Raw genomic sequence first — 23,394 nt, forward strand, 5'->3', positions numbered from 1 at the left:
GCACGGCAGACGCGCATCGCCCGCGCGACTGCCCGCCCCGCTCCCCTGCGAAGGCAGGGGCCCATCTCCAGACCGTTGAGCCAAACGCAAGCCAACTGAGCGAACCGACAACCACCCCCGCTCAGCCTGAGCCTGTCGAAGGCCCCGCGAAACCGCTCCGTCACCATCCCCGTCATTCCCGCGAACGCGGGAATCCCGCTTGTTCTCCACCCATCGTAATCAAAGCGGGACCCCCGCGTGCGCGGGGACGACGTGTGCCTTGGACGAACCTTAGCGCGGGGCCTTCGACAGGCTCAGGCTGAGCGGAGGGGGTGGAGTTACTGTAGCACTCTGGAAAAAACGCTGTCTTGCGGCAAACGACCCTGCCTTCGCCATTCGGCCCATCCCGTCATCCCGGGCTTGATCCGGGGTGACGGTAACAGGCAGGTCAGGAATGCAATACCAGCCTACCCCCGCCGCCGCGCCAGAAACCGCGCCCAGCCGCGCGACCATTTGTTGAACACCTTGCCCTCATCCGACGCGAACGCCGCCGCCTTGATGTGCTCGGATCGGTTGGGATAGGGCACGATCAGGCTGGCGACGCCGAAGGTCGAGGATTTGCCCGCGATCATCATCGCGATCGGCAGGATCAGGTCGCCCGCGCCGCGGCCGACGACGGTGCCGCCGATGACCTTGCTGCCCTTCTTGACCAGTTTGACGAAGCCGGTGACCTCGCGCTCGGTGACCGCGCGGTCGTTGTGGTCGAAGTCCTCGCGCCACACGGTGATCGTGTCGCCGTGCACCTTGCGCGCCTCGTCCTCGGTCATGCCGACCTGCGCGAGTTCGGGGTCGGTATAGGTGACCCAGGGGAGCGCGGCATAGTTCGCCTTGGTCGGCACCCCCAGGCTGATCTCGAGCGCGACATTGCCGCCCTCATAGCCGCTGACATGGGTAAAGCGCGGGCCCTCGCGGCAGTCACCGATGGCATAGATATGCTTCGCGCTGGTCCGCCGCCGCGCATCGACCAGGATGCCCTTCTTGTCGTACTTCACGCCTGCAACCTCGAGCCCCAGCCCGTCGAAGTTGACTTCGCGCCCGGTGGCGATCAGCAGGTGCGTGCCGGTGATCGTGCGCCCGTCCTTGAGCGTCAGCACAAGGCCATCGGCGGTCTTTGCCACCGCATCGGCCTCGGCCTCAACGATCAGCTCGATCCCCTCGCCGGTCAGCCGGTCGATCACGATTTTGGCGGCGTCACTGTCATCCTTGGGGAACGGACGCCCCTTGCTGGCGACCACGACCTCCGAGCCCAGCCGCCGGAACGCCTGTGCCATCTCCATGCCGATCGGCCCGCCGCCCAGCACGATCAGCCGCCTGGGCAGCTCGGTCAGGTCCCAGACGTTGTGGTTGGTGAGGTAGGGAACCTGCTCCAGCCCCTTGATCGGCGGGACGTATGCGCGGCTGCCCACCGCGATCACGATGCGCGGCGCGGTGTAGGTGGTGCCGTTCACCACAACGCTCTTGGGCCCGGTGAAGGTCGCGTCGCCGCGCACAACCTCGACCCCCATGCCTTCGAAGCGTTCGACGCTGTCGTGCGGCTCGATCGTGGTGATCGCCTGATGCACCGCTGCGTGCACCGCGCGGAAGTCGACTTCGGGTTCTACAGAAGCCATGCCGAACTCGGCGGCATTGCGCATGTCGTGCGCGCGGTGCGCGGCGGAAATCAGCGCCTTGCTGGGCACGCAGCCGGTGTTGAGGCAATCGCCCCCCATCGCCGCGCGCTCGATCAATACCGGCTTCAGCCCGAACATCGCGAGCCCGCCCGAGCAGACCAGCCCGGCAGACCCTGCCCCGATGACGATCACGTCGTGCGAATATTTCATAGACCCCGTTTCGGTGAAACAATCTTGCTGGTTACAGCGAATGCCAGTCGCTAGACCATGTGCGCCAGCTCAGAGGGAATCCAGCATGAATCTCGAAAATTCGCGTGAATATTACGGCAAGGTGCTGTCGGAATCCGCCGATCTGCGCACCGATGCGTGTACCACCTCGGAACGCCCGCCGCTCGCGGTGATCAAGGCGCTGGCCAATGTGCACCCCGATGTGAAGGCGCGCTATTATGGCTGCGGCCTGATCGCGCCGTCGGCGATTGCGGGCGCGCGGATCCTCGATCTGGGCTCGGGCTCGGGGCAGGACGCGTATATTCTCGCGCAGCTTGTCGGCGAGCACGGCGAGGTCGTCGGGGTCGATGCCACCCCCGAGCAGCTCGCGATCGCCAACACGCATCTCGAATGGCACCGCGAGACCTTCGGCTATGCCAAGTCGAACGTCCGCTTTGTCGAGGGCGATATCGAGAAGCTCGACGCGCTCGATCTAGAACCCGGCAGCTTCGATATCATCGTATCGAACTGCGTGATCAATCTGGTCGGCGACAAGGCCAAGGTGTTCGCCGATGCGCACCGGCTGCTCAAGCCCGGCGGCGAGATGTATTTCTCCGACGTCTATTCGAGCCGGCGGGTGCCGCTGCATCTGCTGACCGATCCGGTGCTGCACGGCGAGTGCCTGTCGGGCGCGCTGTACTGGGGCGATTTCCTCAAGCTGTCCAAGGCGGCGGGCTTTACCGACCCGCGGCTGGTCAAGGACCGTCCCTTGGGCATCGGCGATCCGCGCATCGCCGCGATGCTCGACGGCATCGATTTCTTCTCCGCCACCTACCGGCTGTTCAAGCTCGACGACCTCGAGCCCGAGTGCGAGGATTACGGCCAGGCGGTGGTGTATCTGGGCAGCGTCGAGGGCGAGGAGCGCGTGTTCACGCTCGACAAGCACCACCTGATCGAGCGCGGCCGGATCTTCCCGATCTGCGGCAACAGCTGGAAGATGCTGTCCGACACCCGCTTTGCCGAGCACTTCCAGTTCATCGGCGATTTCTCGACGCATTACGGCGTGTTCGCAGGTTGCGGCGGGGGATTGCCTTATGCGCAAAGCACGGGCGAGGATGGCGATCTGGTGGGGTGCTGTTGATCTGCTGCCTTCGCGATAGGCTCCCAAGTCCCGCTCAGCCTGAGCCTGTCGAAGGCCCCGCGCGATGGTTCCGTATCTATCTCCGTCATTCCCGCGCACGCGGGAATCCCGCTTCTTCTACTGCGCGGAGCACAAGCGGGACCCCCGCCTTCGCGGGGGTGACGAGCAAGATGGCCGGAGCGGGTGCGCGGGGCCTTCGACAGGCTCAGTCTGAGCGGACGGGGTTAGCGCTCGAAAATCCGGAGTTCACATGCACATCTTCCTGACCGGCGCGACCGGGCTGGTCGGCGGGGCGCTGGCGGGCGCATTGCTCGATGCCGGCCACCGCGTCACCGCACTGGTGCGCGGCGAAGGGCGCGATGTGCTCGACATGGATGGGCGGAATCGGATCGGCGAGATCACGGTGCTGCAGGGCGATGTCGCGCTCCCCGGCTTCGGACTGGCCGAGCCGCCGCAGGACATGGACCTGCTGATCCACTGCGCCGCGACGGTGGACTTCTCGGCGGCAGACGCGGTGCACGAGGCGGTCAACGTCGGCGGCACCGCGCATGCCATCACGCTGGCGCAAAGCTGGGACTACCCACTGCTCCACGTCTCGACCGCCTATGTCTGCGGCCGCGCCGATGGCCTCATAGCGGAGGCCCCCGCCCACCCCGCGGCCGACTTCACCAACGGCTACGAGGCCAGCAAGGCGCGCGCCGAAGCTTTGGTCGAGGCCGCGCGGGCGCAAGGCTTGGTCGCTGCCATCGCCCGCCCCGCGATCATCGTCGGGCGGTTGAGCGATGGCGCGATTGCACGGATCGATGGGTTTCATCACCTGTTCCGGCTGTTCGGATCGCCGCTGCTGGGTGCGGTCCCTGCCGCGCCCGATGCGGCCTTTGCCATCGTGCCGATCTGCCACGTCACCGCCGGGCTGATGGCGATGGCGCAAGACATCACCGCGTTCGATGGCCAGCGCGTGCATCTGGTCGGCGCGGCGCCCTTTGCGATGACAGACATGCTGCGGATTGTCAGCGAGTACCCGGGCACCGTGCCCGCCAGGATCGTCAGCCCTGACGCCTATGATCCGGCCACGCTCGACCGGCGCATCGCGATGGTCCATCGCCGGATCGGCCCGCAGTTCTTCGACTATTTCCTGCGCAGCCCGCGGTTTGCAGGCGATACGCTTCGCAACATCGCCGACATTCCTCCACCCGCCGTGGACAATGCGGCGTTCAGGCGGATGATCGACCACTGCATCCGGGCGGGGTTCCTGGACTGGCGTTAGCGCAACGTCCCTCGACTTTGCCAAATGCCGCAGTGTTTCCGTCACCCCCGCGAAGGCGGGGGTCCCGCTTCCGCGCCGTCGTCGGTGAAAAAGCGGGATTCCTGCGTGCGCGGGAATGACGAGGAAGCTGAATCGAACCTCAGCTGAAGTTTGCAGGCCGTTTCTGCATGAACGCAAACACCGCTTCCATCTGGTTGGGGGTGCGGATGATCTGTTCCTGCAGCACGCTCTCCTCCATCAGGATCGCGTCGGTGTCCAGGTCCGGAGTGCGGTTGAACAGGTCCTTGGCGGCGCGCACCGCGTCGGGGTTCTTGGCCGCGATCTCGGTGGCGATGGCCATCGCGCGGGCATAAGGATCGGCCTCGACATGCGTGGCAAAGCCGATGCGGCCGGCCTCTTCGCCCGAGAATTCTCGGTTGGTGTAGGTGAGCTCGCGCAAAACGTCATCGCGCACCGTGCCGCGCCACAGCGCATAGCCACCCATATCCGGGATCAGTCCCCAGCGCATTTCCATGATCGACAGCCGCGCATCGGGGGCGATGATCCGCATGCACGCGCCCGACATGATCTGCAGGCCCCCGCCAAAGCACACGCCGTGCACCGCCGCGATCACCGGCATCGGCAGCGCGCGCCAGCCGAACGCGACCTGCTGGAACTTGTTGGCGTTGCCATAGGTCCGGTCGGTGAGCGCGGCGGGCGCCCCACCTTCTAGTCCGCCGCCCGATCCGCCGCCGGGCGCGGTAAAGCTCGCCATATCGAGCCCCGCGCAGAACGAGCGCCCCTCGCCCGACAGCACCACCGCGCGCACGCCGGGCTCATTGCCCAGCCGGTCGATCGCAGCGATGATGCCGTCGAACATCGCAGGGTCGAGCGCGTTCATCTTGTCCGCGCGGTTGAGCCGGACATCGGCGACGTGATTTGCGATGGTGATGCTGACCCGGTCGTTCATGAAATCGTCTCTCCCTTGGCGCGGACAAGCGCCTGTTCCACCAGCGGCAACTGGTCGTTTCCGAAATACATATCGGTGCCGCGCACGAAAATCGAGGGCGAACCATAGCCGCCGCGCGCGACCAGCGAATCGGTGTTGGCGCGCAGCCGATCCTTGATGGGCTGGCTGTTGGCCGCAGCGATCAGCGCCGCCCCGTCCAGGCCGATGCCATCGGCCACCGCAGCGACTTCGGCGGGATCATCGAGATTGCGCTGCTCGACGAAATACGCGTGGAACGCGGCCTCGGCGAAGCGTTCGAGCGCGGCCTGATCCTCCTCCAGAGCGCACGCCGCGCGCATCGCGTGCACGCTCTTGAGCGGGTGGTGCGGCGATGGGAAGTTGAGCTCGACCCCGGTCCATTGCGCCCAGTCGCGCAGGATCTTGGCCATGTGCTTGAACTTGGGACTGCTGCCGCTCTCGCGCGCCGCATAGACCGACGGGTTGGCCGCATTGAACACCCCTCCGACCAGGATCGGCGTCCAGCAGATCGTCGCCCCGTGCCGTGCTGCGAGCGGGCGGATGTTGTGGAACGCGAGGTAGGTCCACGGGCTGGAGAGGTCGAAGCAGAATTCGATTTGGGGGGTCATGACAACACATCTCCAAAGCCGTTCTCCGGAGAAAGCCGGAGCCCAGGAGTCAGATGAATTTTCCCATGCCTCGTCCCGTCATTCCCGCGAACGCGGGAATCCCGCTTGGGCGCGGCCGCTGAGCACAAGCGGGCCCCCCGCCTTCGCGGGGGTGACGATGGGAATGAAGGTGGGCAAGAACCGCAATCGCTCACGTCTTGATCCCGAACAAGGTCTCGCGGGTCTTCGCGTCCGCCTGCGGGTTGCGGTTGATCGCGTCCTTCATCACGCCGAGCCCCGCTTGCAGCGCGGGCCGCGCGCGGCACAGCGCGTACCAGCGCGCGATATTGGGATAATCCGCCAGGGTTATCTCCTGGCGCTTGTGCGTCATGATCCACGGGAAGATCGCGATGTCGGCGATGGTGTAGTCCGCCCCCGCGACATACTCCGCCTCGCCCAGCCGCCGATCGAGCACGCCGTAGAGCCGCGCAGTCTCGCGCGCGTAGCGGTCGATGGCGTAAGGCAGCTTCTCGGGCGCATAGAGCTTGAAATGGCCGTTCTGCCCGAGCATCGGCCCGAGGCCACCCATCTGCCACATCAGCCACTCGGTCACCCGCGTGCGCCCGCGCAGATCGGTGGGCATGAACCGGCCGCTCTTCTCCGCCAGATAGAGCAGGATGGCGCCGGTTTCGAACACGCTCACCGGGTCGCCGCCGCCGGGCGGATCCTGATCGACGATCGCCGGGATGCGGTTGTTCGGGCTGATGGCCAGGAACGCCGGCGCGAACTGCTCGCCCGCGCCGATGTTCACTGGCCTGACCGTGTACGGCAGGCCGCACTCCTCGAGCATGATCGATATCTTCCACCCATTGGGCGTGGGCGCGTAATACAGGTCGATCATCGGTGCAGCAGCCTCTCTTGCGGATTCGGTGGTCCTTTTGTGCCCCGACCATACCGCACCGCGCCGCGCTGTCACCCCTGCGGTTAAGGCGCGCTGACCAACCGATACCCCTGGCGCTTGACCGTCTCGATCCTTACCGCCTCGCCGAGACCTGCGAGTTTCTGCCGCAGCTTGAAGATATGCACCTCAGGGCTGTTGGTGCCCGGGTCGAACGCGGTGCGCCAGACCTTCCTCAACAGCATGTCGCGGCTGATGGCGACGCCTGCATTCCGCGCGAGCACCAATAGCAGATCGAACTCGCGCGGCATCAACGGCACGACCGTGCCCTGCCAGCAAACCCGCCGGAGCCCGGTGTCGAAAGCAAAGCCCGCCAGATGGATGATGCCTTGCGTCGTCGCCTGCGCTCGAAGCGCGGCCTGCATGCGAGCAGCCAGTTCATAAGGCGTGATGCGTGCCGACACCGCATCATCGGCCCCAGCCAGGATCAGCCGTGCTCGAAGCTGGCAAGAGTTGGCTCCGAACACCAGAATTGGTGCCGGTCGCGATGGGGGCTGGCCAAGCAGGCTGTGCACCACGCCCCGGCTGCGCGCATCGCACAGCACCGGCATGCTCGCAGTCAGGGCACAGGATAGATCGGTTGCCGCGGCCGCAACCCCAAAGCGTGCCAGCGCCTGCGCCAAAGATTGCAGCAAGGCGCTGTCCGGGCCGATCATCTGCCAGGTCGACGGCTGGTCGCAGCCTGCGCCCCACGGCTCTGCCAGACATGCCTCTTCACCGCGCCACATCGCCCCGCACCCCGCTGGCGCCCGGTGGGGCGCCAGCGAAGATTAAAGCGCGTTTATCGCGGTGCAGTGAGCGCAACCGGCTCCAGAATGGAGCAACCGCGCGCGAGCATCAGCTGCCGACGGCCTGCCCGGGGGCGTTGACGCCCATGCTGGCGAGATAGCGCTTCACGTTGCGCGCGGCCTGGCGCAGGCGCTGCTCGTTCTCGACCATCGCGATCCGGACGAAGCCCTCGCCGTCCTCGCCATAGCCGACCCCGGGCGCGACCGCGACCTTGGCATGCTGCAGCAACTGCTTGGAAAACTCAAGGCTTCCCATGTGCTTGAGCGCGGGCGGCAGCGGCGCCCAAGCAAACATCGATGCACGCGGCGGGGGGATATCCCAGCCTGCGCGACCGAATGCCTCGACCATCACGTCGCGGCGCTTGTGATAGAGCTCGCGGTTCTTCTGGACGATATCCTGCGGTCCGTTGAGCGCGGCGCAGGCCGCCGCCTGGATCGGGGTGAATGCTCCATAATCGAGATAGCTCTTCACCCGGGTCAGCGCCGAGATCAGCGTCTTGTTGCCCACCGCAAAGCCCATCCGCCATCCGGCCATCGAATAGGTCTTGGACATCGAGGTGAATTCGACCGCGACATCCTTGGCGCCGGGCACCTGCAGGATCGATGGGGTCGGGCAGCCGTCGAAGTACAGCTCGCTATAGGCGAGGTCTGACAGCACCCAGACCTTGTTCTCCTTGGCCCACGCAACCAGCCGCTCGTAGAACGCCAGATCGACGACTTCGGCGGTCGGGTTGGACGGATAGCCCACCACCAGCACCGAGGGGCGCGGAACGGTGAACGCCATCGCGCGGTCGAGCGAGCGCCAATAGTTCTCGTCGGGCGTGGTCGGCACCGATCGGATCGTGGCACCGGCGATGATGAACCCGAAGGTATGGATCGGATAGCTGGGGTTGGGCGCAAGCACGACATCGCCCGGCGCGGTGATCGCGTTGGCGAGGCTCGACAGCCCCTCCTTCGACCCCATCGTCACCACGACCTCGGTCTCGGGATCGAGCTCGACGTTGAAGCGGCGCGCGTAATAGTTCGCCTGCGCCTTGCGGAGGCCCGGAATGCCCTTGGACTGGCTGTAGCCATGCGCATCGGGCTTCATCGCCACTTCGCACAGCTTGTCGATCACGTGCTGTGGCGGCGGCAGGTCGGGATTGCCCATGCCCAGATCGATGATGTCCTCTCCGCCCGCTCGCGCCGCGGCCCGCATCGCATTGACTTCGGCAATGACATAAGGGGGCAGGCGTTTGATGCGGTAGAATTCTTCGGACATATCAAATTCGCTTTTCAGTTCTCCGTGAATGGAGGCAGTTCTTTGACGTATGTGGGTGCGCGTGTCGAGCAAAAGCGGGACAGCTCTGATCCTCCCCGGCACGGGGAGGTGGATCGCCGCAGGCGAGACGGAGGGGAAGCGGCTGCACACCAGCGCTGCTCGTGATCGCTACCCCTCCACCATCCTGCGGATGGTCCCCCTCCCCTTGCAGGGGAGGATTTAGAAGGACTTATCTTTGCAACCCACCGCTGCTAGGACAGGCCAAAGAGAAAAAAGCGAGAGACGATCATGCCAGGCGACACCGAAACCACCCCACCGGCCCTCCCCGCGCTGGAAGAGATGCAGCACTGGACCTGGGTGGTCGGCCGCGCGCAGCAGATGATGCTGGAGCACGCCGCGACCATGGCGCAGCAGACCCCGATCGACATGAGCGCCTTTACCGATCCGGCGGCGTTCCAGTCGCGGCTTCCCGCCTGGATGGGATCGATGCCGCAGGCGATGCTCGATGCGCAGGCCGATATGTGGCGCGATGGCATGACCTTGTGGCAGGGTTTCATCGGCGCGATGACGCCGCCGGCAATGCTCGCCGAAACCGAGGGCGGCCCGCCCAAGGCGCCGGGCAGCGTCCCCGAACTGCGCAGCGACCGCCGTTTCGCCGCGCGCCAGTGGCACGACAACCCGGTCTATGCGCTGATCCAGCAGAGCTATCTGATGGTGTCCGAACAGATGTTGCGCATCGCCGACAGCATCGACGGGCTCGAGCCGCGGCAGAAGGAAAAGATGCGGTTCGCGCTGAAGGGCCTGATCGACGCATCGAGCCCCGCCAACTTCGCGGCGACCAACCCGCTGGTGCTGGAGAAGATGGTCGAGAGCAAGGGCGAGAACCTGCTCAAGGGGCTCGAGCACATGCTGTCCGACATGCGCAAGGGCCAGCTCACCCACACCGATCCCGACGCGTTCGAGCTTGGTCGCAACATCGCGGTGACCCCGGGCAAGGTGGTCTACGAGACCGACCTGTTCCAGCTGATCCAGTACACGCCGACCACCGACGAGGTGCTCGAGGTGCCGCTGGTGATCTTCCCGCCGTGGATCAACCGCTTCTACATCCTCGATCTCAACCCGCAGAAGAGCTTCGTGCGCTGGGCGACCGAGCAGGGCATCACCGTGTTCATGGTCTCCTGGAAATCCGCCGACGAGAGCATGGCCGAGATCGTCTGGGACGATTACGTCAAGGCGCAGATCGAGGCGATCGACGTGGTGCGCGATGCGCTCTCGGTCCCCCATGTCCATACGATCGGCTATTGCGTCGCGGGCACCACGCTCGCCGCCACGCTGGCCTTGCTCGCCAAGCGCGGCGAGGCCGACCGGGTCAAGTCGGTGACCTTCTTCACCGCGCAGGTCGATTTTGAGAAAGCGGGCGACTTGACCCTGTTCGTCGATGACGAGCAGCTCAAGCTGGTCGATCAGCTCGGATCCAAGGGCTTTCTCGACGGGCGCTATATGGCCGCGACCTTCAACCTGCTGCGCGGGCGCGACCTGATCTGGAACTATGTCATCAACAACTATCTGCTCGGCGAGGACTATCCGCCGTTCGACCTGCTGCACTGGAACGGCGACACCACCAACCTGCCCGCCAAGTGGCACAAATCGTACCTCAAGGATCTCTACCGCGACAACCGGCTGGCGCAGCCCGGATCGATGGTCGTCGACGGCACACCGATCGACCTCAGGCTCATCGAGACCCCGGCCTATATCCAGGCGGGCAAGGAAGACCATATCGCCCCGCTCGAAAGCGTGTGGCGGCTGACTGATCACCTGTCGGGGCCCACCCGTTTCGTGCTGGCGGGCTCGGGCCATATCGCCGGCGTGGTCAACCCGCCCTCGATGCAGAAATACCAGTACTGGACCAACGAGGAACCGGTGAATGGGCTCGAGCATTTCATCGCGGGCGCGACCGAGACCAAGGGCAGTTGGTGGCCGGACTGGGCCGCCTGGCTCAAGGCGCATGCCCCCGAAACGGTCAAGGCCAAGGGCGCGCGCGTGCCCGGCAAGGGCACGCTCAAAGCCATCGAGGATGCGCCGGGCCGGTACGTCAAAACCCGCTGATGCGGTTGCAACGGGCATCGCGTTGCGCTAACTGGCTGATACCACAAGCGCCCGCCACGGCGGGGCGAAAGCCTGCAGCATGACTTTTGTGCACTGCAACATTTTTCCTTGACGGAACCACTTCGGATCACTATTGTGCACTGCAGCATAACGCAGCAGATGAGTGAAACCGACTATGTCCGATCAGAGCAAAACGCCCCCCGCCAAGACAGCGGCACCGGCCAATGCCGCTGCTGCAAGCGCTGCTCCGGCAGCCAAGGTTGAAGCGCCCAAGGTTCAGGCCCCGCAGGCCGAACCGGTCAAGCCGGCAGACGCCGCCAAATCGATCGATACCGTGATCGCCAAGGCGCTGGCCCCTGCCGAAAAGCCTGACGCTGCAGCCAAGGCATCGGTGGCCGCGTCCGCGCTGGCGGCCAAGCCGCAGGCCGCGAAGGTCGAGGCCGTCAAGGCCAAGACCGCAAAGCCTGTTACCGCAAAGACCGTCCCATCAAAGCCGAACCTACCAAAGATGGCCAAGCCTGCCGCCAAGACGGCTGCGCCCAAGGCCACGAAAACCAAGTCCGCAGTGCTCAAGACTCCGGTTGCCGCCAAGGCCGCCGCTCCCGTGATGAAGAAGGAAACCACCATGAACACCACCGAAACCATGACCGCCGAAGCCAAGAACACCGCCGCTGCCATGACCGATCGCGTCAAGGGCCTGATGGGCGACATGTCGACCCGCGCCAAGACCGCCTATGAAAAGGGCACCGAAATGGTCAGCCAGGCGACCGAATTCTCCAAGGGCAACGTTGAAGCCCTGGTCGAATCGGGCAAGATCGCTGCCAAGGGCGCGCAGGAAATGGGCCAGAGCTATGCCGAAGACACCAAGAAGGGCTTCGAAGAACTGACCGCCGCGCTCAAGGAAATGACCACCGTCAAGTCGCCGACCGAGTTCATCGAACTGCAGACCCGCCTGGTCAAGAAGAGCTTCGACACCGCCGTTGCCCAGACCTCGAAGAACAGCGAAATGTTCCTTAAGCTCGCCGGCGACGCGTTCCAGCCGATCTCGAACCGCGTCAGCGTTGCCGTCGACAGCTTCAAGAAGGCTGCCTGACCCAAAAGCTTCCCACCGCCTTCAACGGCGGTCGGGAAACCACAAAAAAGCCGCTCCGGGCAACCGGGGCGGCTTTTTTGTTGGTTCGTCTGCAAGGTGTCGTGAAACTGCCGTCCGCAAACTGCCAGGATCGGTAAAATGTAGCGGCGAGGTCTGGTACAAACCGCCAATCCGGCAGAGCTTACCGGATCGACCGCCTCCGCCAAAATCGGAGATATCGTCAGTGGCGCACCTCGACAGTTCGTAAACGTCTGAAAACGGATCGATCTTGACCAGAAGTCACAACGGGTAGAGTATTTCAATCCATGGGATAGGCGGCAGATAGTGGGGCAGGCATGATTGGCAGTAATCACCCTTGGCGAATCCGGGCTGGTGCGATCTTCTGGTTCCTCGCACTCTGTGGCTTTCTGCTGGCACTACCAATGCTCTTGCAAGCGTGGCAGTGGTTGTTTCCGATCACGTTACTGATTGCATGCTTACTCGCCCTCCCGGTAGCGTGGATCTTGGCGCGGTACGTTTGGGGTGGAACTTTCCTTTCCGCATGGATCAAATCCTCATTCGCAATGACCTTTGTCCTGGCGATGCTGCTTGCAGCTCCGATCTACTTTTTTGCGTTTTTCGCCGAGACCAGACCTGCGTTGGTCCCACAGGTGACGTTGACAAACGGCACCAAGCGCGTGGTCTTTCAGGGCATGCAGCACGTCGGGTCGGATGCTTTTTATAAGGGTGTCGTGTTCGATCTCGAAGATGCGCTTTCGCGCGGTTATGTGGCTTACTACGAAGGGGTGCAGCCCTCGACACCCGAGGCCGATCAATGGTTCGATCAGCTCGTGACGGGCGGCAAGGATCTCACCTCATCCTATCGTGATCTGAGCAGAGTGTGCGGGCTACGGTTTCAAAGCGACTATCTTGCCGTCGTGGAGCGCGATCGCGTGGCAAACCCAGAGCGTCACGTTGTAGCGGACGTTACCACTGCTGAACTCAAGGCAGAATTCGATCGGCTTGCCGCGCGCAATCCGGCGTTTGCCGCCGCCACGAAGCGAAAGGCGGAAACGCCTGATACCGACGGCTTCGAAACTGTTGTGCAGTATCTTTCAAACGGCACTCAGGCCCAGCGGGACATGGCCGGGGTTGTTTGCCGCGGCTTCATGACCATGTCGATGACGGCAAGCGCTGACCCGGCAAAACGCGATACCTTGGATCCACTTATCCTCGACTATAGAAACAGGGTGCTTGCTGGACGTCTTGCCGCTGAATCACGCAATCTGATCTATGTCACCTATGGCGCAAAGCATCTGGCTGGACTGTTCGCGCTCTTGAGACAATCAGACCCAAACTGGCGCGTTGCATCGGTGAAATGGATCAAAACAATCGACAGCCCGCAAAGCTATTCGGCAAGCTTGCCCGGCATGCCAGCCCCAGATTGACGATGGCTCACATACCGGGAGCGATTGCATCCATGACAGTGATAGGCTCTCCGGGACTCGTCCCGACAGCTGATTGCGTGATCAAGATCGTTGTACCGGGAACAAACAACCCTTTTACATTCTCGTAAAAGGGTTGTGGAAGCTGCAGTCGGTTGATGACTGATTCATCCAGGACCTTGCCCTCTTCCTCTTCATGACCGGGAAGCCCGAGATAAGACCATTGTAGCGTTCCGCTTGCGCTACGAAGTAAGGTAATCACATGTGAGCCGGAATCCCGGTCATCAATCTTCGCAATGCTGCGACCGATCTCGACGCCGCTGCGCATGACGACGACCCTTTGATCCGACTTTGATACGACGATAGTCAGTGGTCCGGTTGTCGATCGCTGTGGCTCCCAAACATAACCGGCAGTCCCCAGTGTCTCCGTTTCGACCGGACGACCTTTGGCATCAAACGGAGAAAGCAAACTGAAATCCGATGTTCGGACATGGTGTAGAGCATCACCCTGTATAACGACCGTCACACCAAGCGAGGTGATCTCGAAAAGCGCGCGGGAAAATTCGAATGGCAGATGGATGCACCCGTGACTTTCGGGGTACCCCGGCAAACCCCCGGCATGCAGTGCTACCCCATCCCAAGTTAATCGCTGCTGGTAAGGCATCGGCGCATTGTTATATGTGCTCGACCGGTGCTTGGCGTCTTTCTGAAGGATCGTGAACACGCCGGTCGGTGTCTCGTGACCAGGCTTGCCGGACGATATGGTGGTCACTCCTATCCGCACACCGTTGCGGTAAACCGTCGCGATCTGCCGCGAGAGATCAACGTATACCAGGACTGGGCCAGACGGCGACGCGGCCGGGGCCCACACCCATTGACCAGGCTTGAGACTGTCTGCCCTACGCGCCAGTTCCGTTTGTGAACTTTCGCGAGATCCTTGCGCTTCGGCTGGCGAAGCGAGAAATGATGCCAGTATGATAGCGTAAAGGGAAATACGCACGAGCACTTCCTTTCGATTGGTCGTCATCGGGAGCCGGGAGCGACCGGGTCTGGGTCGAGATCGGTAACTCGCAATCAGAACTAACGAAAACCACGCCCCAGTCGGGTTGCCAGCCGAAGTCGAACATCTTCGTGATCACATACCACGCAGCCGTCACCCCCAGCCCTAGCGCGACCACCTCCAGCAGCGCCGCGAGCAGCCCGTATTCGATCGCCTGCGCCGACAGGATCTGCCGCCGCATCGCGCCCAGGATCTTGGATCACGCTGTCGTAGATCCGCGCCTGGCGCGATGCGCCGGTCAGCTCAGCGTGCACCGACGTGTCAGAACCGGCGTTGCTGATTGTCGACGGTGTCACATTCACCACGGAATGCGTAATCGCCGGTGCCCCTGATGGAGATCCGGCCGCTGCGCCGGTCGATCGTCATCCGCGGCTTGTTCAATCCGTTCAGTCGGTATTCTGCGGTGATGGTGTCACGACTTCTGGAGACCTTGCCGAGCTCCCACCAGCCGTGTTCCCCACGCGAATGAATCGGAGGAATGAGCTTGTTGGGCAGCCGAATGCGTCCGCCCCCCTCCCAAAGCTGCACGGTGACCGACGCATCGAAGTCCTGCGGGGTCAATTCGGTCCGGTTTCCGTAGATATAGCGCCCCTTGTTATAGTCCCAAGTATATCCGTAACGCGTGGCAAAGGCAGGACGCTGACCCTCGCCGAAACACACCAGTGCCGTATCGAACCACTGCCCATCGGCGGGTGTCGAAGGCACGGGCATCGGCATGGGGCCCCCACCCGGGGCTGGCATTGGCAAAGTCGTTGCCGATCCGCCCTCACGTCTGCAATCAGGCGCGGGAGATGTCGTGATGGATGCGTAACGGCCGTTCACCGTCGCAACGGTGACGCAGGTTTGCATGTTCGGATTCCACCAGAACGTCCACACCCGGTCGTCTCCTCGCTCGGTGCGGACGTTTGTGTACCCACGCGACATCATCTGGGCTTCGCCGCTTGAGCCCCTGGCCCCGACAAGATCGGATAGTTCGGGAGGTGTTTGCGCAACTGCTGTAAACGTGGACCCAAGGGCAATACCGGTAATAGCGATGGCAATACGCTTCATACATTCGCCTCCTGCGAGCCGCAGTCAGCGGCCCGAATCTGACAAGGTTACCCCCCTTCTATAAAGGGACCATAATTCCTACCGATCAGCAATACTTGAGCGCTCTTAAACCATGAATCGGCGCAAGCAACATCGCGCCACATTCACTCATGTTAACTGTACGGCGCCGACAAGCAGTCGCAACCGTCATGGCGCGCCAGTGCTCTGGGCTACTCATGTACTGAACAGGACGCCCGCAATCCCAAAAACAACGGAGGCTTCGACCATCGCGCGAAGCGCTGAGCCGAACGCGCCGATCCTACTGCTACCGGGTTGCCGGGAAAACCAGACGGTTGCCACGATGAGATAATAGGCCACCGCCGAAACGATGAGGGTCCATCCGAAAATCTGGAACGGCCTCAGCGTCAGGCCAGCCAGGATACTACCGGCAGTCAGGAAAAGCGCGAAAATTGCCGCAGGATAGCAATGCGCGTAGAATGGAAGTTGCAGCGACTTTCGGTTCAGCGGCCGTTTCTCGCGGCGAACCTCGCGCACGGCCATCATCAGCGGAAAGAGTGCGAAAACGATGATCCGAAGCAAGAGAGCACTGGTATCGTCATTGATCATCGCTGAAAGACCGCGATGGCTCGCTTCAATCTGATCGACCTGACCGAGGGCGGAGGCCCCGAAATGGGTCATGGCAAGCGCGGCCGTGAGGAACACGGGCGGATTGAGCGCGTCCGCGTATTGCTTGGCCTCAGGCTGGTTTAGCTGCTGATCAGCGTATTGCATCATCTCGACCGGCCGGACGATCGTCCGCCAGACCGTCAACGGGAAAAAGATGAGCCAGCTCATCACTTCGTACAGAAGCTCGTCCAGCGAGTTCAGCAACTTCATGAAATCCATGGGTTTATCATTCCCCTAAATTTCACTTGGCATCAAGACCCGGGGCTAATCCTTCGCCCCCTCACAACTGCCTTAAAGCCCGCGCCGGCCTCGCCGCCAGCACCGGCAGCGATCCCGCCAGACCCAGCCCCAGCGTCAGCAGCGCGCCTCCGCCCAGGGTCATCAGCACCACGGGCCAGTCGGGCAGCCAGTTGAAGCTGAAAATCTGGGTAATAACATACCACGCCGCCGTCACCCCTAGCGCGAGTGCCACCAGCGCCAGCAGCGCTGCCAGCAACCCATATTCGAGCGCCTGGGCCGAGAGGATCTGGCCTCGCGTCGCGCCCAGGGTCTTGAGGATCACGCTGTCGTAGATCCGCGCCTGGCGGCTGGCGGCGATCGCGCCGATCAGCACCGCGATGCCCGACAGGATCGCGATCGATCCGGCGGCGGCGATGGCGGTGGCGATCTGCGTCAGGATCGTAGAGACCTGGCCGATGACATCGCGCACCTCGATCACCGAGGAGGACGCGAACGCCGCGAGCACCGCCTTGGATACCGCGCGCTCCTTGGCGTCGACCTGCGGCATGCCCTTCAGCGACACGGTGGCGGCGAGGTTGTGCGGCGCCTCGCGCAGGGTGTTGGGGCTGAACACCATCACGTAATTGAAGCCCATCGTGTCCCAGTTGATCTGGCGCAGCGAGGCGATTGTCGCGGTGAACTCGCGCCCGAGCAGGCTGACGGTGAGCGGGTCGCCGACCTTGAGGTCGAGCGTCTGCGCCATCTCCCTGTCGACCGAGACCAGAGGGGGGCCGTCATAGCCACGGGGCCACCATTCGCCCTCGATCAGCTCGCTGCCCTCGGGCAGCGTCTCGGAATAGGTGAGCCCGCGCTCGCCGCGCAGCACCCAGGCGTTGTCGGGCAGGTCCTCGAGCTCGGCGACGCGGATGTCCTTGTAGCCGGTGATCGTGCCGCGCAATGACGGCACGGTGTTGACCGCAGCGCCCGGGGCGGCGGCTTCCACCGTCTGGCGGAACTGCGCCTGGCCCGTAACGGGGACATCGAGCACGAACAGGTTGGGCGCTTCCTTGGGCACGGTGCGGGTGATCTCGTTGGTGAGGCTGGTCTGGATCCCTGCAAGGATGACGAACAGCGTCAGCCCCAGCCCCAGAGCGACCACCAGTTGCCCGGTCTGCGCGCCGGGGCGGTGCAGGTTGGCGAGTGCCAGCCGCAGCAGCGGCGCCTTGGGGCGCGGCAGGCGCGAGGCCGTCCAGCGGATGCCCCAGCCGATCCCGGCAAGCAGCAGCAGCACGCCGGTCGCCGCGGCCATGAACCAGGCGGAGAACACCGCCTCGCGCGCGGTGACCAAAGCCAGCACCACGATCGCGGCGATGCCGGCGCCGACCGCGATCATCGTCGCGCGGTCGGGCCAGCGATAGCCCTCGACCAGCGAGCGGAACAGCCCGGCCGCGGGAATGTGCCGCGCGCGGGCCAGCGGTGGCAGCGCGAAGATGAACGCGATCAGCAGGCCATAGACCGCGCTCACCGCCAGCGGCAGCGGATGGATGGCAAAGCCGGGCTTCACCGGCAGCACGTCGCCCGCCGCCGCGATGATCGCGGGCGGGATCAGCGCGCCGGCGATCAGTCCGCCGAAGATGGCGAGCGCCGAGACCGCGAGGATCTGCACCAGGTAGATGCGCAGGATATCGGCAGAGCCCGCGCCCAGGATCTTGAGCGTGGCGATGCCCTGCCGCTTGGTGGCGAGATAGGACGCGACGCCGTTGCCGACGCCGATCCCGGCGATCACCAGCGCGGCCAAGCCCACCAGCGAGAGGAACTGCCCCATCCGCTCGATGAAGCGCGCGGTGCCCGGCGCGCCGCGCTCGCGGTCGCGCATCTCCAGCCCGCCTTGCGGGAACTGCGCCTTGATGCGGTCGATCGCCGCCACCGGATCGGCGAGCGGACCGACCTTCACGCGGTATTTGCTTTCGTACATGCTGCCCGGCTGGATCAGTCCGGTGCGCTGGATGCCGAGATCGGAGACCAGGGCGACGGGGCCGAGCGTGAAGCCCTCGCCCAGCCGGTCGGGCTCGTCGGCGATGATCGCCTGTATGGCGAACTCCGCCTCGCCGAAGCGGACCTTGTCGCCGGGCTTGAGATCGAGCCGGTCGGCCAGGCCTGCGCCGATCACCGCGCTTTGCGGATCGAGCGGCGCGTAGGTGCCCTGCTGCAGCGTCAGCGTACCATAAAGCGGGTAGTCGGCATCGACACCCTTGAGCTCGGAGAGGATCGCATCGGGGCCGGTGCCGCGGGTGCGCTGGCCGATGCGTTGCGCCATCGCCTGCATCCGCACGGTTTCGGACACTGTGCCCTCCGCCTCGAACGCGGCGAGTTCGGCCTCGCTCGCCATGCGCTGCGACATGCTTGCCTCGAAGTCGCCGCCGAGGATTACCTGCCCGCGCTGCGACAGCTCGCCGGTGATCGACGCGGTAAGGCTGCCGATCGTCGCCAGCGTCGCCACGCCGAGGAACAGGCAGACGATGAGCAGGCGCAAGCCACGGAACCGCCCGGAAAGGTCACGCCGCGCGATGCGCCAGATCTGCGCCCAGGTCATGCGGTAATCCCGTCATTTCCGCGGACGCGGGAATCCCGCTTATGCGCATGGTTCAAGCGGGATTCCCGCGTTCGCGGGAATGACGAAGAGTGCAAACTCACGCAGCACCCCCGGCACGGTCCGCGATGATCAGCCCGTCGCGCATCTCGATGACGCGGTCGCAGTGTGTCGCCAGCGCCGGATCATGCGTGATAATCAGCAGCGTCGCGCCGCTGGTCTTCTGGCGGCCGAACAGCAGATCGATGATCGCGTCGCCCGTCGTCCCGTCGAGGTTGCCGGTGGGCTCATCGGCAAAGATGATGTCCGGCCCCGGCGCCATCGCGCGCGCGATCGCCACGCGCTGCTGTTCGCCGCCCGAAAGCTGGCTGGGATAATGCGTGACGCGGTGGCCGAGGCCGACCGCCTCGAGCTCGCGCGCTGCCGTGCCGAACGGATCGTCGCGCCCCGCGAGCTCCAGCGGCACCGCGACATTCTCCAGCGCGGTCATCGTCGGCAGCAGGTGGAACGCCTGCAGCACGATGCCGATGCGCCCGCGCCGCGCCCTGGCGAGACCATCCTCGTCCATCGGCCCGAAATCGAGCCCGGCGACGGTCACCTCGCCGCTGGTCGCGCGCTCGAGCCCCGAAAGGATCGCCATCAGCGACGACTTGCCCGATCCCGATGGCCCCAGCAGCGCCACCGACTGGCCGAGCGGGATTTCAAGGTCGATGCCCTTCAATATCTGGGTCTGATTGCCGCTTTCGCCCAGCGAAAGGGTGACATTGCGGGCGGCAATCGCAATATGGGACCGCGTCGTAGGTGCGTGCATGAAATGAAAGGGCTTTCGCTTTGGGTCGGAATATCATCCTATATGGGGCCGCATTGGCGCTTGTCTATTGCACTGCGGCATGTTCGCCGTCGTCGGACGAAGCTGCACCGCCGCCGGTCGAACGCACCGATGCCCCTGCCCGCCCCGCTGCGCTCAACGCCGACACCAAATTGGTGATGGCGTTCGGCGACAGCCTGTATGCCGGCTATGGCGTCAAGCAGGACGAAAGCTTCCCTGCGCAGCTCGAAAAGGCGCTGGGCGCCAAGGGCCTCAAGGTCACGGTCCACAACGCCGGGGTCTCGGGCGATACCACCGCAGCGGGGCTGCAGCGGCTGGCGTTCGCGCTCGATGGCCTGCCGCGCAAACCCGACCTCGTCCTCCTTGGGCTGGGCGGCAACGACATGCTGCGCGGGATCAGCCCCGACCAGACCCGCAGCAACATGGAGGCGATGCTCAAGGAACTGCAGAAGCGCGACATCGACGTGGTGCTGACCGGAATGATCGCCGCGCCCAACCTCGGCCAGGATTATGCGGGCCGGTTCAACCCGATCTTCACCGATCTTGCCAAGACCTATGATGCGGACCTGTATCCGTTCTTCCTCGATAGCGTGATCACCGATCCCGGGCTGATGCTCCCCGATGGCGTCCATCCCAATCCGCAGGGCATTGCCAAGGTTGTGTCCGGAATCAGCGACTTGGTGGCAGCCGAACTGGAGGGCTGATCGGCATGCTGCGTTTTGGTGACGAAGGGATGGCAAATTAGCGTCATTTTGACGCCATAAATCGTATAATCCGTCACACCTGCGACGCTGGCGAGTCACTCGCCCGCTCTAGCTGCACCTCGTTCACCAACGGGGGGTTGCGTCATGATTCTGAAGTTCCGTACCAGCAAATTGCTATGTGTATCGATGGCTGTCCTGGCCGCATCGACCGCGATGCCGGCCATCGCGCAGACGACCGCAGCACAGGAAGACGCCGATCAAGGCGGCGAGATCATCGTGCGCGGCGCGATCATCACCGCGCAGGGGGAATCGATCGCGCAGAAGCGCAACGCCGACAACCTGATCGATATTTCCGCGGCGGACTCGGTCGGGCGCTTCCCCGACCAGAACAGCGCCGCTGCGCTCTCACGGCTTCCCGCCGTCGCGGTGCAGCGCGACCAGGGCCAGGAACGCTACATCCAAGTGCGCGGCGCACCCAACCGCTGGACCTCGGTGAGCATCGACGGCATTCCGATGATCGGCGCGGACGAAGGCGGCCTCACCCGCGCCTATCGCTTCGATGCGGTGCCCGCGGTGCTGCTGAGCGCGCTGGCGATCAACAAGTCGCTCACCCCCAACATCCAGGCCGAAGCGATCGTCGCCAATATCGACCTGCGCACCTTCTCGCCACTGGCGGGCAAGACCGGTCTCCACGTCCAGGGCGATGTCGGCTACGGGCTGATGGAACTGGGCGATGGCGACCAGCGCCAGGGATCGCTGCGCGTCTCGTACAGCGATGGCACCTTCGGTATCGTGGCGGGCGCATCGCACTATCGCCGCGAGCAGGTAACGGACAACCGCGAGGTCGGGCTGTATGACAATCCGAGCGACGTCAGAGCCAACGCCGCGACCCAATTTGGGCCGACCGAGATCGATATCCGTCAATATCGCCTGGTGCGCGAGAACAACGGCCTGTTTGCGGGTCTGGAATATTCACCGGCCGAGGGTCAGCGGATTTACGCCAAGACCATCTACACCGAGTTCAAGGATGACGAGCAGCGCGACCAGTACGAAATCCGGCTCGACCGCGCGCTGTCGGGCACGCGCAACCTGTCTGGCGGTAATCTCGTCCGCGTGCCGGTGCGCGCCTCGTTCAACCTCGGCGAATACCGCACCCGCAACTTCATCAACACCATCGGCGGGGACTACGAGGACGACGGCTGGAAGGTGAACTTCGCCGCCAACTATACCCGCACCGAAAACACCACCTTCCTGCCCTTGGTCCAGGCGAGCACCGCAACGGCCACCTCGCCTTCGGTGAGCTTCGACTTCACCCGCCCGAATTTTCCCATCGTCCAGCTGTTCCAGACCGTGCCGGGCGCGACGGCGGGCAGCTTCGTGCGCGGCCCGGCGCTGGCGAACTTCGACCAGAGCACGATCGTCAACACCAACGCATCGCCCGCCTTGCTGATCCCCGTCGTGCAGGACGTATTCACCGACAGCTATACGGTGAAGCTGGATGTGGCGAAGGAACTGGGCGATGTGACCTTGACCGGCGGCTTTCTGTACGCCGACCGCGACATCAACGGCTTCCTCTTTTCCACTTCGAACGCGCTTGCGTTGTCGCCTGCCGCGCTGGCTGGCACCGGGCTCAGCTTCAATCCGGCGAGCTACATCACCGACAAGCCTTGGGACACCGGCTTCCCGCTCGGATTGACGTTCAACTATGTCGACAACACAAGGATGCGCGCCGATCTCGACAATATCTTCGCGACGCTGCAGCGCCAAGGCCGGTTCAATCCCGCCAACAATGTGCCCGCCGAAAATCGCTTCGCGCTCACCGAAAAGACGCTGACTGGTTATGGCATGGCCAAGCTGGTGTTCGAGGGCGGTCAGGTGATCGCTGGCGCCCGGGTTGAGCATTTCCGCATCGGCAACCAGGGCCAGGCGCGGCTGGCCAATGGCGCACTGGTGCCGCTTTCGGCGCCACAGGAATACACCGATATCTTCCCCAGCATCAACGCGCGCTTCGATGTGAGCGACAATCTGGTGTTCCGGGCGGCCGGGCAGCGCGGCATCGCACGGCCAAGCTTCGGCGAAATCCGTGTCAGCTCGGCGATCAACGACACCACCAGCCCCGGCACGATCAGCGGCGGCAATCCCTCGTTGCAGCCCGAATACACCTGGGGTGTCGATGCCAGCCTCGAATATTACATTCCCGGCCAGGGCATCATCTCGGTCGCGGGTTTCCATCGCTGGGTCGACAATGTGCTGTTTTCGAACACCCAGATCGTCGGCGACGATGCATTCAACTCGGGCGGCGTCGATCGCTCGGGCTATCTGCTCAGCTCCAGCTTCAACGGTAACGCGGGAAAGCTTTACGGCGTCGAGTTCAACTACCAGCAGCAGTTCACCTTCCTGCCCTCGCCGCTCGATGGCTTCGGCTTCCAGGGCAACCTGACGCTGATCGAAGGCAATTTCGACACCGATCTCAGACAGAACATCGGCTTTCCCGGGACCTCGGACACCATCGTCAACGCCTCGCTCTATTACGAGAAATACGGGCTGTCGGTCCGCGCCAGCTATCAGTGGCGGTCCGATTATCTGGAATCGCTGTCGATCGGCACCGGCGGCGGCGTGGCGACCGGTGACGAGTTCCGCGGTGGCTATACCAATGTCGATGTCGCCATCCGCTATGACATCACGCCCAATATCAGCCTGTTTGCCGATCTCAACAATCTGACCGACGCGAAGTACACTGCGTTCCAGGGCACCCGGGCGCGCCCGACCGAGGTCGAGCAGATCGGCCGCCGCTATCTTGCCGGCATCCGCTTCGGCTTCTGACAGGA

At 63.9% G+C, this 23,394-nt stretch carries 19 protein-coding genes; 7 read left to right on the forward strand and 12 right to left on the reverse strand.

Annotated features, from left to right (window positions below; all coding sequences use genetic code 11):
- Nucleotides 1-446: 446 nt before the first annotated feature.
- Entirely contained in the window at nt 447-1,859 is a 1,413-nt protein-coding gene (locus QUV11_RS09065) for an FAD-dependent oxidoreductase (RefSeq protein ID WP_300881836.1), read from the reverse strand.
- 85 nt (nt 1,860-1,944) lie between these two features.
- Between QUV11_RS09065 and QUV11_RS09070 the strand changes: the two genes are divergently transcribed.
- Together QUV11_RS09070 and QUV11_RS09075 are read left to right on the forward strand one after the other, a co-directional pair.
- On the forward strand, nt 1,945-2,997 hold the full coding sequence (locus QUV11_RS09070) for a methyltransferase domain-containing protein (protein ID WP_300881838.1): 1,053 nt from the start codon (nt 1,945-1,947) through the stop codon (nt 2,995-2,997).
- Nucleotides 2,998-3,247: 250 nt separating this feature from the next.
- Entirely contained in the window at nt 3,248-4,264 is a 1,017-nt protein-coding gene (locus QUV11_RS09075; RefSeq protein ID WP_300881840.1) for an SDR family oxidoreductase, read from the forward strand.
- Nucleotides 4,265-4,403: 139 nt separating this feature from the next.
- Here QUV11_RS09075 and QUV11_RS09080 read toward each other — a convergent pair whose 3' ends face one another.
- The 5 genes from QUV11_RS09080 to QUV11_RS09100 all read right to left on the reverse strand — a co-directional run bounded on the left by QUV11_RS09080 (nt 4,404) and on the right by QUV11_RS09100 (nt 8,825).
- Nucleotides 4,404-5,213, reverse strand: a complete 810-nt coding sequence (locus tag QUV11_RS09080; protein WP_300881841.1) for a crotonase/enoyl-CoA hydratase family protein — start codon at nt 5,211-5,213, stop codon at nt 4,404-4,406.
- Nucleotides 5,210-5,839 carry a 2-hydroxychromene-2-carboxylate isomerase gene (locus QUV11_RS09085; protein ID WP_300881843.1) on the reverse strand — a complete coding sequence of 210 codons (630 nt, stop codon included), beginning with the start codon at nt 5,837-5,839 and terminating at the stop codon, nt 5,210-5,212. Before QUV11_RS09085 ends, QUV11_RS09080 begins: the two co-directional genes overlap by 4 nt.
- A gap of 190 nt (nt 5,840-6,029) precedes the next feature.
- Complete coding sequence (locus QUV11_RS09090) at nt 6,030-6,719, reverse strand: glutathione binding-like protein (protein ID WP_300881845.1); 690 nt, start codon at nt 6,717-6,719, stop codon at nt 6,030-6,032.
- Nucleotides 6,720-6,802: 83 nt separating this feature from the next.
- Nucleotides 6,803-7,504, reverse strand: a complete 702-nt coding sequence (locus QUV11_RS09095; RefSeq protein ID WP_300881847.1) for a response regulator transcription factor — start codon at nt 7,502-7,504, stop codon at nt 6,803-6,805.
- 109 nt (nt 7,505-7,613) lie between these two features.
- Complete coding sequence (locus QUV11_RS09100) at nt 7,614-8,825, reverse strand: LL-diaminopimelate aminotransferase (protein ID WP_300881849.1); 1,212 nt, start codon at nt 8,823-8,825, stop codon at nt 7,614-7,616.
- A 288-nt stretch (nt 8,826-9,113) separates the two neighbouring features.
- On the opposite strand from QUV11_RS09100, the gene QUV11_RS09105 reads away from it, so the two are divergent.
- The 3 genes from QUV11_RS09105 to QUV11_RS09115 all read left to right on the forward strand — a co-directional run bounded on the left by QUV11_RS09105 (nt 9,114) and on the right by QUV11_RS09115 (nt 13,451).
- Nucleotides 9,114-10,931, forward strand: coding sequence for a class I poly(R)-hydroxyalkanoic acid synthase (locus QUV11_RS09105; protein ID WP_300881851.1), 1,818 nt, complete (start codon nt 9,114-9,116; stop codon nt 10,929-10,931).
- A 175-nt stretch (nt 10,932-11,106) separates the two neighbouring features.
- Nucleotides 11,107-12,024, forward strand: a complete 918-nt coding sequence (locus QUV11_RS09110; protein WP_300881853.1) for a phasin family protein — start codon at nt 11,107-11,109, stop codon at nt 12,022-12,024.
- 563 nt (nt 12,025-12,587) lie between these two features.
- Nucleotides 12,588-13,451 carry a hypothetical protein gene (locus tag QUV11_RS09115; protein WP_300881855.1) on the forward strand — a complete coding sequence of 288 codons (864 nt, stop codon included), beginning with the start codon at nt 12,588-12,590 and terminating at the stop codon, nt 13,449-13,451.
- 7 nt (nt 13,452-13,458) lie between these two features.
- Here QUV11_RS09115 and QUV11_RS09120 read toward each other — a convergent pair whose 3' ends face one another.
- From QUV11_RS09120 to QUV11_RS09145, 6 genes are all read right to left on the reverse strand, one after another.
- Nucleotides 13,459-14,454, reverse strand: a complete 996-nt coding sequence (locus QUV11_RS09120; protein ID WP_300881910.1) for a L,D-transpeptidase — start codon at nt 14,452-14,454, stop codon at nt 13,459-13,461.
- On the reverse strand, nt 14,348-14,689 hold the full coding sequence (locus QUV11_RS09125; protein WP_300881913.1) for a hypothetical protein: 342 nt from the start codon (nt 14,687-14,689) through the stop codon (nt 14,348-14,350). The genes QUV11_RS09120 and QUV11_RS09125 overlap by 107 nt, the downstream gene beginning before the upstream one ends.
- Before the next feature lie 80 nt (nt 14,690-14,769).
- The gene (locus QUV11_RS09130; protein ID WP_300881857.1) at nt 14,770-15,558 is read right to left on the reverse strand and encodes a hypothetical protein; all 789 of its coding nucleotides are present in this window, start codon (nt 15,556-15,558) and stop codon (nt 14,770-14,772) included.
- A 213-nt stretch (nt 15,559-15,771) separates the two neighbouring features.
- Nucleotides 15,772-16,443, reverse strand: a complete 672-nt coding sequence (locus QUV11_RS09135; protein WP_300881859.1) for a hypothetical protein — start codon at nt 16,441-16,443, stop codon at nt 15,772-15,774.
- Nucleotides 16,444-16,504: 61 nt separating this feature from the next.
- The gene (locus tag QUV11_RS09140) at nt 16,505-19,036 is read right to left on the reverse strand and encodes an FtsX-like permease family protein (RefSeq protein WP_300881861.1); all 2,532 of its coding nucleotides are present in this window, start codon (nt 19,034-19,036) and stop codon (nt 16,505-16,507) included.
- A 97-nt stretch (nt 19,037-19,133) separates the two neighbouring features.
- Nucleotides 19,134-19,844 (reverse strand): ABC transporter ATP-binding protein, encoded by a 711-nt coding sequence (locus QUV11_RS09145; protein WP_300881863.1) that lies wholly within the window; start codon nt 19,842-19,844, stop codon nt 19,134-19,136.
- A 53-nt stretch (nt 19,845-19,897) separates the two neighbouring features.
- On the opposite strand from QUV11_RS09145, the gene QUV11_RS09150 reads away from it, so the two are divergent.
- Both QUV11_RS09150 and QUV11_RS09155 read left to right on the forward strand, forming a co-directional pair.
- Complete coding sequence (locus QUV11_RS09150) at nt 19,898-20,566, forward strand: arylesterase (RefSeq protein ID WP_300881865.1); 669 nt, start codon at nt 19,898-19,900, stop codon at nt 20,564-20,566.
- A gap of 186 nt (nt 20,567-20,752) precedes the next feature.
- Nucleotides 20,753-23,389: a TonB-dependent receptor gene (locus tag QUV11_RS09155; protein ID WP_300881867.1), complete on the forward strand. Its 2,637-nt coding sequence runs from the start codon at nt 20,753-20,755 to the stop codon at nt 23,387-23,389.
- Nucleotides 23,390-23,394 lie beyond the last annotated feature (5 nt).

The sequence above is a fragment of the Blastomonas sp. genome (assembly GCF_030373265.1).
Classification (GTDB): Bacteria; Pseudomonadota; Alphaproteobacteria; order Sphingomonadales; family Sphingomonadaceae; genus Blastomonas.